The sequence below is a fragment of the Paenibacillus sp. BT-177 genome (assembly GCF_025846815.2).
GTDB lineage: Bacteria > Bacillota > Bacilli > Paenibacillales > Paenibacillaceae > Paenibacillus > Paenibacillus polymyxa_C.
The window spans coordinates 484,545-503,469 of record NZ_JAOYTP010000004.1 but is presented as its reverse complement, the minus strand read 5'-3'; the positions used below and the strand labels follow the sequence as shown (position 1 = coordinate 503,469).

At 43.7% G+C, this 18,925-nt stretch carries 18 protein-coding genes; all 18 read left to right on the top strand.

The genetic code is table 11. From position 1 onward, the window contains the following. Window positions 1-49: 49 nt before the first annotated feature. Window positions 50-3,274: a hypothetical protein gene (locus OIU26_RS15910; RefSeq protein WP_264217359.1), complete on the top strand. Its 3,225-nt coding sequence runs from the start codon at window positions 50-52 to the stop codon at window positions 3,272-3,274. A 14-nt stretch (window positions 3,275-3,288) separates the two neighbouring features. Then, a complete protein-coding gene (locus OIU26_RS15905) occupies window positions 3,289-5,058 on the top strand; it encodes a DUF6531 domain-containing protein (RefSeq protein ID WP_264217358.1) in 1,770 nt (589 codons plus the stop codon). A gap of 20 nt (window positions 5,059-5,078) precedes the next feature. Then, window positions 5,079-8,678, top strand: a complete 3,600-nt coding sequence (locus tag OIU26_RS15900) for a polymorphic toxin-type HINT domain-containing protein (protein WP_436449157.1) — start codon at window positions 5,079-5,081, stop codon at window positions 8,676-8,678. Between the two features lie 19 nt (window positions 8,679-8,697). Next, window positions 8,698-9,078 (top strand): Imm8 family immunity protein, encoded by a 381-nt coding sequence (locus tag OIU26_RS15895; RefSeq protein WP_040101677.1) that lies wholly within the window; start codon window positions 8,698-8,700, stop codon window positions 9,076-9,078. 476 nt (window positions 9,079-9,554) lie between these two features. Then, the gene (locus tag OIU26_RS15890) at window positions 9,555-9,866 is read left to right on the top strand and encodes a hypothetical protein (RefSeq protein ID WP_264217357.1); all 312 of its coding nucleotides are present in this window, start codon (window positions 9,555-9,557) and stop codon (window positions 9,864-9,866) included. Window positions 9,867-10,184: 318 nt separating this feature from the next. Continuing rightward, a complete protein-coding gene (locus tag OIU26_RS15885) occupies window positions 10,185-10,694 on the top strand; it encodes a hypothetical protein (RefSeq protein ID WP_264217402.1) in 510 nt (169 codons plus the stop codon). 477 nt (window positions 10,695-11,171) lie between these two features. Continuing rightward, entirely contained in the window at window positions 11,172-12,308 is a 1,137-nt protein-coding gene (locus tag OIU26_RS15880; RefSeq protein WP_264217356.1) for a polysaccharide deacetylase, read from the top strand. Window positions 12,309-12,640: 332 nt separating this feature from the next. Further along, window positions 12,641-13,066, top strand: a complete 426-nt coding sequence (locus OIU26_RS15875; protein WP_013370454.1) for a phage holin family protein — start codon at window positions 12,641-12,643, stop codon at window positions 13,064-13,066. A gap of 81 nt (window positions 13,067-13,147) precedes the next feature. Next, complete coding sequence (locus OIU26_RS15870; RefSeq protein ID WP_013309679.1) at window positions 13,148-13,435, top strand: Dabb family protein; 288 nt, start codon at window positions 13,148-13,150, stop codon at window positions 13,433-13,435. A gap of 24 nt (window positions 13,436-13,459) precedes the next feature. Further along, window positions 13,460-13,900: a DUF86 domain-containing protein gene (locus OIU26_RS15865; RefSeq protein WP_013370455.1), complete on the top strand. Its 441-nt coding sequence runs from the start codon at window positions 13,460-13,462 to the stop codon at window positions 13,898-13,900. 8 nt (window positions 13,901-13,908) lie between these two features. After that, complete coding sequence (locus OIU26_RS15860; RefSeq protein WP_016819697.1) at window positions 13,909-14,556, top strand: helix-turn-helix transcriptional regulator; 648 nt, start codon at window positions 13,909-13,911, stop codon at window positions 14,554-14,556. 96 nt (window positions 14,557-14,652) lie between these two features. After that, window positions 14,653-14,976 carry a YtxH domain-containing protein gene (locus OIU26_RS15855; protein WP_058829383.1) on the top strand — a complete coding sequence of 108 codons (324 nt, stop codon included), beginning with the start codon at window positions 14,653-14,655 and terminating at the stop codon, window positions 14,974-14,976. 209 nt (window positions 14,977-15,185) lie between these two features. After that, window positions 15,186-15,995, top strand: a complete 810-nt coding sequence (gene racE, locus OIU26_RS15850; protein ID WP_436449154.1) for a glutamate racemase — start codon at window positions 15,186-15,188, stop codon at window positions 15,993-15,995. Between the two features lie 119 nt (window positions 15,996-16,114). Further along, a complete protein-coding gene (locus OIU26_RS15845) occupies window positions 16,115-17,335 on the top strand; it encodes a M14 family metallopeptidase (protein ID WP_264217354.1) in 1,221 nt (406 codons plus the stop codon). A 136-nt stretch (window positions 17,336-17,471) separates the two neighbouring features. Beyond that, window positions 17,472-17,738 carry a hypothetical protein gene (locus tag OIU26_RS15840; RefSeq protein WP_058711182.1) on the top strand — a complete coding sequence of 89 codons (267 nt, stop codon included), beginning with the start codon at window positions 17,472-17,474 and terminating at the stop codon, window positions 17,736-17,738. Between the two features lie 206 nt (window positions 17,739-17,944). Beyond that, window positions 17,945-18,247 (top strand): heme biosynthesis protein HemY, encoded by a 303-nt coding sequence (locus OIU26_RS15835; RefSeq protein ID WP_013370462.1) that lies wholly within the window; start codon window positions 17,945-17,947, stop codon window positions 18,245-18,247. 23 nt (window positions 18,248-18,270) lie between these two features. Next, complete coding sequence (locus tag OIU26_RS15830) at window positions 18,271-18,492, top strand: DUF1450 domain-containing protein (RefSeq protein WP_013370463.1); 222 nt, start codon at window positions 18,271-18,273, stop codon at window positions 18,490-18,492. Window positions 18,493-18,585: 93 nt separating this feature from the next. Beyond that, entirely contained in the window at window positions 18,586-18,855 is a 270-nt protein-coding gene (locus OIU26_RS15825) for a hypothetical protein (protein WP_264217353.1), read from the top strand. Window positions 18,856-18,925 lie beyond the last annotated feature (70 nt).

Here is an 18,925-nt window from a genome sequence, read left to right as displayed (position 1 = left end):
TTGATGAGAAAAAGGGAGGTTATACAGCTAGATGATTTGTAAAAAGGTAATGGTATGGTTTCTGACGGCACTTTTGGCAACAAACGCTTTGCTATGCTTGCCTGGTGTAGCAGGAGCGGAAAAACAAGACTTAAGTGATGGGGTGCAGCAAGTTCAAGCAGATTCGGAACAGAAGGAACAGGCGCTCACGAATGAAACAGTTTCTTTTGAACCGCCAACTTCTGCAACAAACAGCGTTTATAATGCACTCATGATGAGCTTGGCAGCGGTAGAGTATACGTCGATCATAATTGATCCCGGAGAAAGTTATGAATTTCAGAATACAGATACAGTTAGCAAATCTATATACAGCAACGCTTCTCAATCTAAAGGCATTCTGTACGATAGTGTAAGCTACAAAGAGGACGGAGATATCAGCACTGTCCATATGGACTACGGCATTAGCCCAATTGGTGTTCCTGGGGGAGGCACAGCGTTTATTACGAATACGGGAACAGCAGCATTAACCGTAAAAGTAACGGACGTCTTCACCTACAGTACATCGGAGGACCCGGCATTAGAGCGAGTTACGCTCTCTAAGAATGAAAGCTACCGGGTTGTGAATGAAGGATGGACAGCCCGATCCATTCAGCATGATGGGTCAAATACAGACAATCGCCGTTTTGATTACGCAAAATACAAGGCAGATGGAACCTTATCCACTTCCGACCTTAACAGTATTGCGCACCCTACTTTGGCAGATGGCGAGGAACTGATTATTACAGGCTCCACTGCAAATGCGGTGACCTTCGGATTTCCATACGGCAAATACAGTATAGAAAGCACCGGCGAGCCAGCTTATGCGCGGGTTACTTTAAATCAAGGGGAAAGCTACCAGTTTATCAATGTGGGTACACGATTGGATACGGTGGAAAGTGATGGTACATCTAAAGATAAACTTGACTATGTTGTTTATCTAGCGAACGGAACAGAGGCTTCACGCGGCAGTAGCACTACGGCGAAGCCGCAGATTGCTGTGGACAGATATGCGGTAATTACCCAGGTCACTGCAAATCCGGTTACATACGGTGCACCTTATCGCAATTTCATTGCTCGCCCTGTGGGGGGTGATGCCATCAGCCGTGTGGAGCTTGAGGTAGGAAAAAGCTACATTTTCCATAATAACGGTACGCTAATGAATCCGATCTACAATAACTCCAAAAAGGTAGGAAGCTTGTTTGACTATGCGATTTACAAGCCGGATGGAACGGTAAATTCCTCTGGTTTTAACAGCCAGTCTGGTCCCATGATCCCGCCTTCGGGATATGCCATTGTAACTGTAATCGGTCCGAGTCCTATTATCTTTGACTATACAGATGACTTTTCTTGGGAAACCAGCAATGATCCTGCTTTTTTACGCGTAACACTGTCCAAAGGTGAAAGTTATGCTTTCACTAATATTAGTGATCATTTGAGGAATCTGCACGACACAGCCAGTACCGTTAAAGGAAAATTTGATGTGGTCCTGTATAAAGCAGATGGTACAGAGCAATCCAGGCGCAGTACTGGGAAATCAACCTTTTTGGTTGGAGCAGGTAAAAAGGCCGGTGTGACGGTAACCAGTGACACGCCAATCACGTTTGGTGGTATCTATCGGAGCTTTAAGGCCAGCGGAGATGATGGAGATCCACTTCAGGAAACGACTCTGCAACCGTGGGATTCCTATATTTTCGAGAATCATGATAACACACCGCAAACGCTGCGTCGTAACAAAAGCAGTGGTAGTTCTAGATTTGATTTTGCCAGTTACAAGGGACTCAGGCTACTCGCAGCTGACCATTTTAATACCTTGGCTGACCCGGAAATTATAGAGAACGGTGTAGGTATTGTAACGAATGTTTCGGATCGGCCTATCACCTTTAGCCATAGCACTAAGATAAAGCCTTTACTAAGCGCACAAATGGCATATTATCGGATAACGTTAAAGCAGGGAGAAAGTCGGAAATTTATCAACAGAAGCCCGAATGCTAAGGCTTTAGACGTACTTTCTACCACTGGGATGAAATGGAGCTACACTAACTATCTAGCAGATGGGACGATATACAGTCAGGCGACTGATACGACTCAGTTGCCATTAGTTCAGGCTGGCGGCTATGCCATTGTTACGACGGTATCGGAAATACCTGTGACCTTTGGAGCTGTATGGGGAATATTCGATATTGAGGCTGCCGAGATACCGACAGGCAATCAGGTTACCATCAAGCAGGGAGAAAGCTATGTATTCCATAATATTGGCTCACAGGCTTCCTCATTAACCACAGATGCTTCAGACACAAGCCGTCTCTATGACTATGCCGTGTATGGAGAAGGTAGCGGTGTGAATTCCAAGGTGGATAGAGCAGGTATGAGTGTTTCTTTACCTGAAATCTCACTTGGAGCGGGAGGTACACTTGTTGTAACCGTCACTTCGCCGCAAGCTGTAACCATTCATTTCAACAATGACATTAAAGCAGATCCAAGCACAGAACCAGCATTATTAAAAACGTCTTTGTCTGGCGGCAAACAGGAAGTATGGATCAATCGCGGGAGCCAGGAAGCACCTGTTTTGACGAATGCGAAAGCAACGGGTGGAACATATCAGTTCACTGTTGCAGATCGTGCTGGAAAAGTGATTAGAGAACATAAAGAGGCGACAGACAATCAACAGCAAGTGCCAGCTAACGCAAATATTCATCTTGCCGTAGCAGCAACTACTCCTGCTGTTAGCTTTGGGGCACCTTATCGTGTATTTGCTGTAAAAAATAACGATGACAGCAAGCTGGACGAGCTCATTGAACTCATAGAAAAGGAAGCTGACTTTACGGCAGGTCAGCAAGGGAAATATTGTTTTACACCCAAAGAAGACGGGATTTACCGTTTTGCGGTGAAGGAGAAATCCAACTTTGCTGCACAGCAGCCAATTCTAGCCTTGTTTACGGACCCTGATTTTAGTAGTCAGCTTCTCTCCTCAACTGAGCAAGCACAAATATATGGTTGGGATTACACGGTCTTAGAGTATGAGATGAAGGCAGGTCAAACGGTTTATGTGAAGCTGTCAGAAATTAATAGCGGTGCATTACAAACCGTAATTAAGGCAGCCCATATGGCGCTTGGCAAAGATACTTCATATGAATATGGCAAAGGAAACCAACTGAATAAAGTTATTTTATTCACCGGTGATCAAATACAATTGGATTATGATTTAAACGGAAACGTCATTAAACGGACGAAGAAGGTATTTCCTTTTACAAATTAAATAGGGGTGAGCGAGTGTTTAAACGTTATATTTGTAGTCTACTATGTGTGCTGATGTTACTGGGTTCATGGAGCACATGGGCATATGGAGAAGCAGGTCGTGGAGAGGCAGCAACTTCTCAGTCTTCTACGTCTTCAACTCCGCAGATTATTACCAGAGCTTGGCTTGCACAGCAAACAGGTAAGGATCAGGCGTGGGTCAATGCACAGTTATCCAAAGGCTATACTCTGTATGATATTTATAAAGCATGGCAAAAAGATGGTGGAGAAAATTCATTACCAGAACAAAGTCCAAGCTTGTGGGTACAGCAGAATGGACTGACATTGAGCACAAATACAAAGGTGGAACCATCCGATGAGTCGGCTGCACTGAAGGAGGGCGAAAAGCCCGCTCAGACCACCCAGGATGAAAAGGCAACTCAACATCCACTTGATAAGGAAGAGGGTAAAGAGCCGGCTCCAGACACGACTGAGATGGTTATCCCATCTATACCCCGAGTAAATGATTCCGTATATGCTCCGACTCCAGGAGAAAGCGGACTGATCGGGCAGGATTTATTTAAACAAAGTTTGTTGCAGGTATCAGCTACAACAGATGTGTATGCTCCTTTTGATCAGGCGGCGCTTGCACAAAGCAGGTTGAGTGATGATACGTCTCGTTATGGAATGGACTATGGTGACAACAGTGTGTCCACCGCTTCAGGACAGCTCGTTGTTCAAAATACGGATTTGGTACTGCCGGGGTCATTGCCCTTTGCATTGACTCGTGTGTATAACAGTTCATTGGCAAATAATCAGATTGGTGTGCAGCAAAATGAAGGGTTGTATACAAACACAAGTGCCATCCGCGAGGAAGAAGCAGCTTCTGGTCTGGGGAGAGGCTGGAAATGGGATCTTCCTCATATGCAGAAACAGGATGGTAAACGGTATTTGTATATTCCGGGAACAGGCTCCTATGAACTGAGAGATGATTTGCAGCTAGAAGGATATGCATACAAAGATCTGAAGATCAGTACAGATCAAAGCGCAAGTGTGCAGGGAGTAAGCAGTGCATACAAAATAGCAGTGCTGAATGGAAATGACTATTATATCGATCAGGACGGTTATTTGATTTTAATCCAGGATGCGTATAAGAATCGGGTGGAGTTTGATTATACAAGTTCTGGTGGAGCAAAGCTTATTCGTTCGATTCGAAACAGTGATGGCAAAGAGCTTGACTTCACTTACAATGCCGGGCAAATTGTTGTTAAAGAGCAGGGCACGGACCATCAGTACACCTATCGCCAAAGTGGCGAGGGAAGCAGCAAGGTGCTGTCAGAAGTATTGGATTCTCTTTCCCGAAGCACAAGCTATGCGTACACATTTATGGATGCTCCTTTTAATGTAGTCGTAAATGGTGAAGGAAAGACTGGAGCTCTACAATCCAATGAAACCGCGCTCCTTACACGAATTGTACGACCTACTTCATCGATTACAGACATTCGGTATGAAGCCTATAACAAGCAGATAGGCGTGTATGGTACACAAGGCGTGTTCAAGGTGGCTTCACGCGCTGATATGTACAGTACTACTGCCGGCGATCGTTTTTTAAATAAATTTGATTTCGTGTATTCCGGAGAAGATCTAGCCAGTTATGGCAAAAATGCTGAGTGGACGGTGGTTGCCAAAGGGACGCGTACACAGAAACCTTCCATTTTGGTAAAGTTTTTAGAGGAGATAACACACCAGACAAGCTTGTTCTTAACCGCTATGATCAAGAGGGAGATTCTACCGGCTATCATATAAACTACACGTATAATGATGCCATGGATTGGAATTTGCCTGTGCAAATGGAAGAGTCCTATACGGAAGGAGGTTCTTCGTCAGAGCCTGTTACCACCTCCTATGACTACAATGAATATGGTCTTCCACTAAAAGTATCCCAAAGTACTGGATTGGAGACTGTTCATACGTATAAAACCTCTAGTGAGCCTTTTTTCTGGATTCAACCTACCCAGACGGTTACTAAAATAAGTGAAGGAAAAACTGGAACGACAGTTCGAACTTATAAAGCAGAGGGCGCATTGTATGAACTGAAAAACTATGAAGGTACAGAGCAAGGGAAGCTTTTATCACATACCTATACTTTTTACAATGCAAAAGGGAATGTAAGTGGTCAGAAAGTTCTTATTGATGACAGAAACTATACGGATGTTTCGATTGATTATAAATCTCCCTATGGTTCTCAGCTCCCAACAAGACAGCTCTTGCCTAAAGGTGTTGAGTATACGTATGACTACTATCCGACTGGAGAAATCAAGTCCCAAACAGATGCCAAGCGCAAAACAGAGTCCTACGTATATGACGCTTTGGGACGTGTAACGAAGGTTACTTATCCGGATGGAACTCAGACGGTTGTGGTGTATAAGGATGATACGAACAATGTCACCGTCACCGGACCAGATGGAGTAAGTGCTGAAAGAATGTATAATCCATTCGGACAGATGCTCCAGCAGCAGGTGGGTGATGCGATTTACGGATATGGTTATGATGATCATGGAGATATGGTAGAAAGCACGGATGCTGAACAAGCAACCACTCGCTATGCCTATGATGCCTTTGGACGACCTGTGAAGACGACCTATGCGGATGGAACCACAGATACCGTGACTTATAACGCAGTGGATCGTACTGTTACTCAGACGGATGCGTCCGGTTATCGTGTGCGTGAAGTATCAGATGCTTTAGGTCGTGTGACTTCCACACAAGAAGCTAAAAATGGATCATTTCAGCCGCTGGAATCGTTAGCTTATAATTATGCGGGTATGGTCACTAGCCGTACAGACGGTAATGGTCAACGCACGCTCTATGATTACGATGCTTTGGGACAAATGACCTCGGTCACTGATCCATCCGGACAGCAGGTCAGCTATGTGTATGATCTAGCCGGAAATTTGAAGACCGTTCAGTTTCCTGATGGGCAAAAGAATGTGTATTCATACGATGAGCTGGGCAGACGTACGTTACTTGAGAAATCAAGCGGAGGAACTACGTTAAATATTTACGATACAGATGGAAACATCACCCGTATGTTGACAGGAAAATCGGAGGCCATTACCTTTCAATATAACGCTGACGGATTAGTTACCGAAGCGGCGGGTCCCGATTTTAAAACCAATTACACCTATGACAGCGCAGGACGAAGAAAAAGCATGACTGATGGTCAGGGAACGACCTCCTATGCCTATGATCCATCAGATGGAGCCTTGACTGGGCTGAAGTACCCTGATGGTACGCACATCAGCTATGAATACAACAAGCAGTCTCGTACAGGCTATGTGCTAACAGATGCTGCTGGCACGTCTATGCACGTTCAATCCAAGCTGGACAGTGTGGGCCGAGTTACCCAAATGGACATTAGCGCTGAGGCCGGTGCGGCAAATGTACAGAGTTTGGGAGAAGCGAGTGCTGCTGCGGGCGGATCATTGGATCGTATGACGTTTGATTATGCCCCTAATGGTTTACTGAAAAGCCAGGCTTCAAGCAGAGGATTGAGTACGCGATTCAGCTACAACGGACTGGATTTGTCCGGGGTTACGGTAGAACAAGGCGGTACGGGGCTGCACCAATTTGGTTATGAGCGGGATGGGAATAAAAACATCATCGGACGTACACAAAACGGAACAACAGACCAGTTTGGATATGACCCGTCAAACCGTATTGCCAGCGAAGCCGCTGGTGAAAAGAATAAGACCTATGTCTACGATCCGAATGGAAACCGAAGTGCTGAAGGCAGTGGCAAAGTGTTCGGCATGAAAAGTGCTGAATATACGTATGATTCTGCCAGCCGTCTGACAAAGGTGACCGGTGAAGGCAAAGAGGTAGGGTACAGCTATAACGGAGACGGTCTACTGTACGAGCGTACAGAGGGCGGCAAAACGACTCGATATTACTATGACGAAGAAGCGAAGCTGATTGCAGAAGCCGAGGTCCAAGGTGAAACAGCCAAGATCACTTACGCTTACGTGTATGACTTGTCCGGTCAACTGTGGGCCAGACAGGACAAGGCAAGCGGGCAGTTGCAATATTATCAGCTCAACGGTCACGGTGATGTGGTAGGCCTAAGTAATAGTTCGGGCAAGGAACTGAATAGCTACAGCTACGATATCTGGGGCGGTCCAGAGAAGGTCAAAGAGACCGTTCCGAACGTGCTGCGTTATGCTGGCGAGTATTGGGATGATACGACAGGGTTACAGTACCTACGGGCTCGCTGGTATGATCCGGGTACAGCCCGTTTTATGGGTGAGGATACGTATCAGGGGGAGATAAACGAGCCGTTGAGTCTGAATGGATATACGTATGTGCATAATAATCCATTGACAAACAGTGATCCAACCGGGAATTGGTGCACAGCAACGGTTAGGGGGAAATATTATTCTCACCCTGGATATTGCAGCGGTTCAGGTAAAAATGCAGACTATATTCCAGATTACATTTCTATTAATTTTGGGCGGTCTATTTACGCAGCTGGAGTGAAACAAGGTACATGGTATCCTAAAGGCGCGGCTCGTATTAAATGGGATAAATCAGGTATATCTGATGCAGTAATGGGTTGCTACTATGATGTACAGTGTGCAAGTTTTGTAAGTGGTTCCCTTGTAGAAGGACCTGCAATAGCTAAAGTAACTAAAGGTAAAAGTGCAAGTACGGGCAAAACGGTAAAAGATGTTATAAGTAAATGTAATTGCTTTACAGCAGGTACGAAGGTTCAAACAGACGAAAGGGAGAAGAATATCGAAGACATTGAGGTCGGAGATAGGGTTCTTTCCAAAGATGAGGCAACGGGTAAGGTAGCTTATAAAGAGGTTACGACTACATTTAACCATGAGACAAATGAGATATATAGAATCTATGTAGGCGACCAAACCATTGAAGCTACTTATAATCATCCGTTTTGGGTTGATGGAAAAGGATGGACGTTTGTTAAGGACCTTCAAATCGGTGATTTACTTGTTCAAACTGACAGGAATAGTTTAGAGATACACAGCATTGAAAAATTGCATAAGCATGCTATGGTCTACAATATAACGGTTGATGATTTCCATACCTACTATGTAAGCGATATAGGGATATGGGTGCATAACGCCGAGTGTAGCTTGAGCGCTAAAACACTTGCTACAATGGGGAAAACGAGTAAAGGTATTGCCGGATTAGCGGATGAGTATGTTACTAAAGATAAAGTGATGGGAATTGTTAAAGAATTTGTGGGTAGTGGCTATTCTTCAGGTGTTGCCAAAAATGGGTATAAAACATTTATTAGCAAAGATGGAAACCTTGTTGCGAGATATGGCTTTAAGAAAGATGGATCACTAGAATTAAACTTAGAAAACAGCATTGGTGGAAATTTCCATATAAAAGTTAAATGATTTGAAAGGTGGAATTCATGTGATAGTACCTGTGCTTAAAGGTATTGATTTTGTTGGAAGTCCGAAAGAGCAGATGAATTTTAATATAAGAGCAACAGCTTATATTTCAGAAGAGAATGATAAGGGTGCGGACTGCTTTCATTTCCAAGTGATTTCAACTGAATATCTAGCGGAATTTTTAAATGAAAGTAATGTTTTTAACGGAAGGGCAACATTCATTGTTAGTAAATTTGATCTAGCTTTGTTGGAGCTAGAGATAAATAAGATTTTAAAGGATTGTATCCGTCCTACTTGGGATGAAGTAGGGAAGGCAATTAACCGACATTTGAGATGGGAATACGATAACATTAAATATATGTCGAGTGAGGAGTTACAAACAATGGTGGAACTAGACGAATGACAAGGATTAAAACTGCATCTCTTAGGCTATATTGTTGGTATACTTAGACAGCTTATAGTAGCCAATATAATAAGTTATATTAAAAGACCTTTGGGACATAATTCTCAAGGTCTTTTTTTTGAGTTCACCCATTACTGAATGAATCGGGCGGCTAAGTTTAACAGAACTTAATCCTCATCAACCCTGTATGATATTTCGCTAAATTCCTCTGATCCCGTTAGAATACCAAAATCATTAGAAACCAACGTGTTTTACTAGGGAAGTCGCATGTGAAAAAATAAGACCTACGGCTACTATCCAAATGGTAATCGAATCTCCGAAAGTAAGTGGCAAAATGTTCGACTTGAAAAACGCTGACTATACGTACAGATTTAACAAATCGTACAATAAACATTCTAAAAATATACAAGGATAAGCGAATGTGGATTTTAAGCAATTTAAATCTGTATTGTTTATTAAGTGTAAGGAGGAGTCTTATGGGATGGAAACATATTGTTCTAGAGGCAAGTTGTTTCTATGAAGACAATGAAGAGAATCATGGTTCAAAATGCTGTAAGGGAAATATAGGTGTTCACTGTTTAACTTACAACCAAGATGGTCACCAAATTTGTCCCAATTTGGTTTTCGGTAAAAGTAGGACATCGGTTATTGCAACCGATAAAGATGGTAATGCTGTGGACTCTTCTACGTTTTGGACGGACGAAAAATTAAGTCCTGAAGAATGGGTGAGAAGAGAAGATGAATGGTTAGATGAGAAGAGAAAGCTAATGAATATGAATGGTAAGTAATGGGACTCAACAAAAAGTTTGGATAAGAGAAAGACCTTGAGAGTACATCATCTCAAGGTCTTTATTTTTACCCCCGCCCAGTGCCGAATGAATTGGGCGCTAAGTCTAACAAAATTACTCCTCCTTACTCCCGTTTAATTTTTCTCTAATACGCCTGTACACTATACCAGATAGTTTCGTGTTATGATCTTTTTTATTATTACTTCTTGACTGATAATAAATCTATGATCCTGACCAAATGTTCCAATAATTTCAATATATTGATCCTATGACAGGTTAAACTACACCGGATCACTATTAATTCAAATGAATAGGATGATGAATTTGGAAATAAATCTTAAACGGCCTTATGGTGTGATTAAGCATAATATATCAACGGAGAATATTGCTGACTTGATAAGGTTATTCATTGAAAAGGATTCAATTGTATTATTTTCCTTTTACGAAAGGAACATGAATTTATTTGATGTGAATACACAGAATTTTATCTCAGAGAGATGTGTTTTTGTGAATTCTGAGTGGGTGTTGCCATGGAAGGAATCTATACCTCATTGGAATGAACTGAATCAGACACCGCCGAAAATAATGTGGTTTTCAGTGATGCAAAAAGAAGATATTATTAAAGCAATTGAAATTGATCATTTATTTAGATGTATTGTGATTAAAAAAGATTCAGATTTTAAACAATATTTCAATGTTTTATTTCATCAGGAATATTATTCTTCCGTTGATGAGGAAGACTATGAATATTATTTAGGTTTTACAAATAAGGATTTGTTTCTTGCTAATTATCTGGATGAAGTTAAAAAGAGGTTTGAAGTATCATGAATAGAATAGGCAATATGGAAAGACCTTGGGAAGCGGCAATCCATTAAGCTATTTCTTTTATATCACCCCCTAATACCAAACCAAGTAAATACAGATACCACTGTATCTGTCTCCAAGCACCTTACCTTCATTTTCTTGTAGTAGGCTCTAGGCTCCATCAAAAGAATTTAACTACCCACTTGTATCCTTCTAAACACAGTCGATTTATTCACAACTTTGTAACTTATTTGGTAAGATGGATTGCGAGATTGTTTTCAAATTGTTTTACTATATTTACCTACTATAGTCTGGTAATCTATTAATATGTATAGGGGGCCAAAAGACGTCCGGTTCAGTCGGTTGAGTATGCGTTTATGTTCTTTATGTTGAGTGAATGTCTATATTGCCATGTCTATATCGTCATGTCTGTATAACTTCATAGACAAGCTAGAGATAGCTCCCGCACATTATAAAATACAGCACAGGATGGTGTAGTGGATGAAGCTTTTACAAGTAAAATGGATAGCTGTATGCTTGATGGCAATCTGTTGTTTGGGTTTGCTGGGTATACATACGAATACAGCGAGTGCACAAGCGAAGGCTCCTTTGCTTGGGGTCAATGATGTATTGCTAGATTCGAATACGATTAAACCTGTAATGGAAAATGATAAGTTGTATGTTCCAATCGTTACATTGGGGCAAAAGATGGGCATTTCTACTTCGGCCAATGGAAACACGTTAGTGCTGACTGGACATAATCGCAGCTTTACGCTGGATTTGAACAAAGGTGATGTGTTTGAGCGTGGAGGACGTACGATGGTGCCGATTCGCACTTTGACCGATGCGTTCGGCTTCACTATTACGATTCCTACGAGTAATGTGTATCGAATTCAGAATACAAATGCTAGTTTGTCTGATGCTCAGTTCTTGAATACATTCGCGGCAGAAATTAAACAGTACGCAGCTGTCAAGCCAGGCAAAACTAGCAATACAGGCAGCACGGGAAATGCCAAGCCTAACAGCCGCACCATTTATTTGAGCTTTGATGATGGTCCTACAGCGCATACGTCGCAGCTGCTGGATATTCTGGACAAATATAATGCCAAGGCTACGTTCTTCATGCTGGGACCTGAAATTCGCCAACATAGCGCAGTGATGAAGAGAATGGTAGACGCAGGGCATGGTTTGGGCCTACATGGGATGACACATCAGGTGAAGAAGATCTATGCATCCCCGGCAGCAGCGCTGGCAGAGATGAATCAGGATAACGAGATTTTATTTAAGGCCACAGGGAAACGCACTTCTTTGATTCGTACACCTTATGGCAGCAAACCATATTTGAAGAAAGCATACCGTGATCAACTGACGGGTGCAGGCTATCATATTTGGGACTGGAACATAGATTCGAATGATTGGCGTTATACTAAAAATCCGCAGCATTTTGTACAGACGGTCCTCAGTGATATTAAGAGACTGAAAAAGCAAGGCAGAACACCAGTCGTTCTTATGCATGATAAGCCATCTACGATCAAGGTGCTTCCACAAATCATGGCGGCCTTGCAGAAAGAAGGATATTCGTTCGAGCCGTTGAATGATAACCTGACTCCACTTAATTTTTGGAATGATCACCGTTAATAGAATAAACTTAAAAGAAAAGCAGGCTACCCTACTTCAATTTTTTTGATAGAGGGTAGCCTGTTTTTTTATATAAACGATAAGCAAAAACCAAATGTCATGGATAAAATAGGTAGACAATTATTATATTGCCCTAAAAATAAGTAAGGCATCTTTATCGCTCCTTTATGGGGCTTTGAGGGTGCTTTTATTGTATTTGCTCGAAAATGGTGAAATTCACAGCTCGTTTTATATGAATCTATGAATTCATATCTACGTTTAGGTCATATGACTTTACGGGTGACCACGTCGCTGCATATATTACAATAACCGCCCCGAGAGGAGGAGCAGGTATGAATATTAATCCGAGTATGTTTAGTATGATTTGTGCCACCGCAGGAGCCATTATTACGTTTGCCTTTGGCGGCTGGAATCAGCTTATGGTGCTATTCACGGTTGCCATGGCTGTTGATTATGTAACTGGAGTCGCCGCCGCCGTGAAGACTGGGCAAGGGTTAAGCAGTAAAGCCGGCTTTTGGGGGTTGGCGAGAAAGGCTTTAATGCTCATGGTGATTTCTTTGGCGCATCATGTGGATCTCCTGATGGGTACGGAAATCATGAAAGGGGCGGCAACGTATTTCTATTTATCCAACGAATTGATCTCAATTACGGAAAACTGTTCACGAATGGGTCTGCCGCTTCCACCGAAGCTTAAGAATTTTTTTGCCCTATTAAAGGACAAGGAGTCTGATGGTAAAAATGGTGGAAAAGATCGCTAAGATCACAAAGTTTCTTTCCGTATGTGGGGCGTTATGATAAAATTTTCAAGAGAACATTTTTAAGATAAGGAGCCTATACGCATGATTAAACATATTGTTTTGTTCAAATTGAAAGATCGCTCCCCTGAAAGCATTGAACATACGGCATCTATTTTGCGCAGCATGAATGGCAAGATCAAAGAGCTGCTGTCACTCGAAGTAGGTACGGATGTGATTCGTTCGGAACGCTCTTATGATATTTCTCTTACCGCTGTGGTTGAAACATTGGAAGACTTGCAAACGTATCAGGTACACCCTGTGCATCAGGAAATTATTGTACACATGAATGAAGTGAAGGATGTATCTATCGCAGTTGATTATGAAATCTAAAGCGGTTACTGGAGGTGCAGAACTTTGTATTATGTCAACCGGGAACAAATTGAGCTTCGACTAGGGGCTGTTCCCGACATTGTCGCCGGACTTCGCCAGACATCCGCCGCCTGGAACGGCGATCTGTTGCAGGGGCTAGTGCAGGAGCGCTGCCTTCATCTGGCCATTGAGACGGTAACGGACGTAGGAAGCTATATCATCGACGGTTTTATTATGCGTGACGCCAGTAGCTATGAGGACATTATCGGTATCATTCATGAGGAAGGTGTATTGGATGATACCGTATTTCATTCACTATTAGAGCTGGTAGCCTTACGTAAACCCTTAGTACAGGAGTATTTCCATTGGGACAGGACAAGCCTTCACCCACTTACACCTAAGCTGCCTGGGTTGCTGGAGCTTTTTGTATCTAACGTGCACGATTATTTAAATAAGGAATTGGGTCCTCAGCCCGAGGGAGTGTAAAGGCAAAAGTGACGGATAAGTATATCGTACCCGAAATGCCCACTAGGCGCATGATCTTGACACTGTTGAAAACCCAGGGACCTGTGGGCGTCGGAAGCTTGGCAGCTCAATTGGGCATTACCGAAATGGGGGTGCGCAGGCATCTCAAATTAATGGAGCAGGATGGCCTGATTGTGGCTACGATCCTGAGACAGGCGATGGGACGCCCAACGTTTTTGTACAGCCTGAGCGATCAGGGAAGCGAGCAATTTCCTCGTAATTATGATCACCTATTACTGGAACTGTTAGAGGAGCTGGATGAAGAGCAGGGAATGGAAGCTGTTCACTCGTTATTTGATGGTAGAAAACGTAAAATGATGAAGCGCTACGCCCCTCACATAGAGAGTGAGTCTACACTAGCTTCACGTGTGGAAAAGCTTTCGGGCATCCAGAACGCTTCAGGCTATATGGCAGAGTGGCGTGAGGAAGAGGATGGCAGTTACTCTATTATGGAATACAATTGTCCGATCTCTCAGATCGCCAATCGTTACCGCAAGGCTTGTGAATGCGAACAGCAAATGTTTGAGGAGCTGCTTGATGCCGAGGTTGTCCGTGAGGATTGTTTGGCGGATGGAGGTCGTTGCTGCTTGTATCGTATCCGCTCCAAAAATAAGTAGAAATTTTCTGGCTTGTTCTCTGTATCATGACAGGCTCTCCATGCTTATAATGCATTAACAGATGGGCATTCGCCCGGGCATAAGGGAGAGATGAATATGAAAGAGAACTGCAAAAGCTTTATCCGTGGCGCGTTGGTAGGCAGCATTGCTGGTTCGGTTGCTGCGTTGTTATTTGCTCCTAAGTCAGGTCGCGAGCTGCGTCAGGATATTACAGACCAGGCACGTCACGTGAGTGATAAGGGACAGGAGCTTGCGGGGAAAATTTCAGATACTTCCATCGAGTATACTGACAAAATTAAGGAGACAGCTTCAGCCGTCATTCATGAATTAGGTCAATGGCGTAAAAAGAGTGATATTGCTTCAAAGGTTGGCATTTCATCCGTGCCTGTTCAAGAGAATACGGAAGAAGATGCTTTGTAACTGTCTGTATATCGTAGGTGAAACAACTGGCTATAGCTTGAGTTTGTGGCTTCTCCCGTTGGGGTGAAGCCTTTTTGTTGATCGCTTCCTCGTTTTAGGGTAATCTTTTGGGGTACCTTTTACGCTAATACGACATAAGTTATGTAGCAGCAGAAAGATTTCCGAGATGAAACAACTCATATTTAAACAAAAAAGGAAGCGGTGTGTACGTGCAGCAAGCGATTGCAATATTGGATTCCGGTGTAGGAGGTTTGACGGTTGTTAAAGAAGTCATGCGTCAGCTTCCGCGGGAAAAAATCATTTATTTTGGAGACACTGCGCGCACCCCGTATGGTCCCCGACCATCGGAAGAGGTTAAAAAATTTACAGAGCAGATGGTTGATTTTCTGATTCAATTTAATCCGAAAGTCATTATTATTGCTTGTAACACAGCAACGGCTGCGGCATTGGAGTATATAAGCCAAAAGGTATCCATTCCGGTGATCGGAGTTATCCACCCTGGGGCTCGTGCTGCGATCAGTGCGACCGCTACCGGGTATGTCGGGGTGATCGGAACTGTCGGTACGATTCGAAGCGGAGCATATACAACTGCGCTCAAGCAGTTGTCTCCCTATGTAGACGTGGTGAGCCACGCTTGCCCTGCACTTGTGCCTTTGGTGGAACAAGGGTTGTTCCGCTCCAAGACGACATCGCAGGTTGTGGAGGAATCATTGAGACCTATTCAAACGTATCCGATTGATTGTCTGATTCTTGGGTGTACGCATTATCCTTTTTTGAGGGAAACGATTCAGGAAGTCATGGGTCCTGCGGTGAAGCTTATTAGCTCGGCAGATGAAACTGCACGAGAGACGAGTACCATTTTGTATAACAAGGGCAAGTTAGAGGCCGGGGACGAAACGCCGGTGCATCAGCTTTTTTGTTCCGGCGATCCAGTGTTGTTCCAGCGCATTGCCGCACAGTGGCTTGGGGAGCAGATTCGGCAAACGCCTGTTGTCTGGCAAGTCACCCATCTGGATTAACGAGATAACCAACTTTTTTGTCATTGGACAAAAGAAGTTGGTTGTTTTGCTTTTCGCTACATCAAGACACGCAGCGTCTGCATAACATGCAGTAAGGCAGATGGAAGGGGCGTAGTAAGATGAGGGAATATATCGTTCAAAAAGGAGATACATTGCACCGGGTCGCCTCGGCTTTTAAACTATCCGCGGATACTTTGATCGCAGATAATCCGTGGGCCGCCACGCAACCCTATCTGATTTGTGGTCAATTGCTATATATTCGTCCGTCTACGGATCGTAAATACGTTATTCCGCCTGGGGAGAATGCAAGGCAGATTGCCAAACAGTTCGGTGTAGAGCTTGATGAGCTGCGGCTTGCTAATTCGAGGCTTGCGGAGCATGATTTTGTGGAAGGAAAGATAATTATCATTCCTGATGACCATCAGGATCAGATTGTACGGTTACGTGGAGAGTACAGTTATGAAGATTTAAAGGAAGACCTGGAGGCATTGGCCCACAAATATCCGTTTATTGAAGTTGGCAGCATTGGCACCAGTGTCATGGGGAAAGATATCCCTTATATACGGATTGGGCAGGGAACGAGGAAAATTCATGCCAACGCTTCTGTACATGCTAACGAATGGCTGACGACGCCTTGTTTGATGCGTTTTATAGAACAATATGCACAAGGGATTAATGGGTCTGGAGAACTTGCTGGGAATTCTCAATGGGTGTATGCGGGCTCTCCGATGAAATTAATGGAACATACATCCTTATGGGTGGTACCGATGGTCAATCCGGATGGAGTAGAACTGGTGCAACAGGGTATACTCCCAACTCATCCGCTGTATCATGAACTCAGAAAGTGGAATGAAGGACGTGCTGATTACCGCGGCTGGAAGGCCAATATTCGCGGTGTCGACCTCAACGATCAGTTTCCGGCGTATTGGGAGGAAGAGGTGCGCAGACGCGGTAAAACAGGTCCGTCTCGACGAGATTACGCAGGGCCTGCACCTTTGTCTGAGCCAGAGTCCAAGGCCCTTGCGGATCTAACGGAGCGCGAACAGTTCGACATGGTATTATCCATACACAGCCAAGGACAGGAAATCTATTGGAATTACCGGGATCTGGAGCCTAAGGAGAGCCGAGATTGGGCATTACAGCTGGCTGCTGCAACAGGGTATCGGGCGGTAAAGCTGGGGGGAAGCGATGCCGGGTATAAGGATTGGTTTATACAACGGTTTGGTAAACCGGGATTTACCGTTGAAGTCGGTCTAGGCGTAAATCCGCTGCCTATGCGGGATTATGATGATATTGCAGCAGAAGTAGGCATGTTAATGGCGACGGTGCTGTCATGGTAACAGATCGGACCTGCTGAAACGTATTGATTCATTTGCGCGTATTAGGAGGAGCACGTTTTTTACAAGTGTTCCTCTTTACATGTCCCTTCAATAGGGTATATATACTTAGGAGCATTGGAAATGGAGTGAACAACCTATGAAGTGGAAAAGACTACTATCTCTCCGTCAGTGGTCACATGTATTTCGTCGTATCCCCCGATTGATTACCTCTTCGAGGATTCCATTGGGTGAAAAATTACTTTTTGCGGTGCCTGTATTGCTCTATTGGATACTACCTGATGTCATGCCATTTATGCCCATCGACGATATTGGTGTGACGTTATTGCTTATGAATTGGTTCGTCACCCGTGCTGAACGAAAATATCCCGATATGCTTGAAAAACAGCACGTACGTGTCCGTTAGATGTAAGCTTATGATTTTCGTGATTGCGATTTTTTACGATTTTCTTTACAATAGGAATATTGCCTTGTGCTATGCTGCACAACTTCTTTTTATCAAGGAGAGGGCTAATTATTGGAATTGTTGATTTTATCCGCTAGGTTGTGTGGTGTGGATATGTATCCATTGAACCACATTTCATTTAATGAATATGAAGGAGATGAAGTTTAATGAACTGCAAAATTACTCGTAATGCAGCTAAAGTATTGAAGCTTGAACTGGATAAGGAAGAGAACCAAGGGAAGAGCCTGCGTGTTGTTATTACTCATGCTCATGGAGATCATGCTCATTACGGGCTCGATTTGGACACGCCTAAGGAAACAGATACTGTTGTATCTACAGATAAAGGCATCGATGTAATTTTGGAAAGCGGTCAGCCGTTGCTGGATGGTGTAAAAATTGATTACTTGTACTTCCCCGAAGAAGGATTTGTTATTACTAACCCTTCCCAAGGTAATCACGGCGACCACTAAGCCGGAGCTCGGAGGGATGACAGATGGCTAATGATATTCGCGTATGTGATGAGTGCAATCATATCCGCTTAAAAACGATCTTGCCTAAGTTGAAAAAGATGGCACCCGATGCGGAGATCAAAATCGGTTGCAAATCGTATTGCGGTCCTTGTGGAAAACGGGCGTTTGTGTATGTGAACGGACGTTATGTGAGTGCGGCCACAGAGGATGAAGTATTAGAGAAGGCTGCACGCTTTATAAAATAGTTCGAGTGCGCATCGTTGGCACCTTTTGAATAGTTCCCCTCCTTCTGATCCATGCTAATGAATGTAGACCATGCCCAGAAGGAGGAGTGACTCATGGCCCAATATGATTCCAATCTCGACAATCACAGTGTCGAAGCTCAAACACAAAACTCGGTGGACAAGCTCCACAATGCCGTGTCTCAGGCATTGTCACATCCGGCTGAACAGCTGATTGAGCAAGCGGAGCAATCTCGCACTCATGCGGAGCATGCTATACAGCAGGCAAAGGATAGCCTTGGTGACGATGCAGTAGAAGTTGCTGAGGAAATGCTTGGTGAAGAGGTACTACGTCTTGATCAGGCTAAAAAAACGCTGCGTTCCTGAGTATTTGTTAATGGTAACAAGCGCAGTCAAATGACTGTCAACACAAAAATCCCGATCCACAGCCCTAACA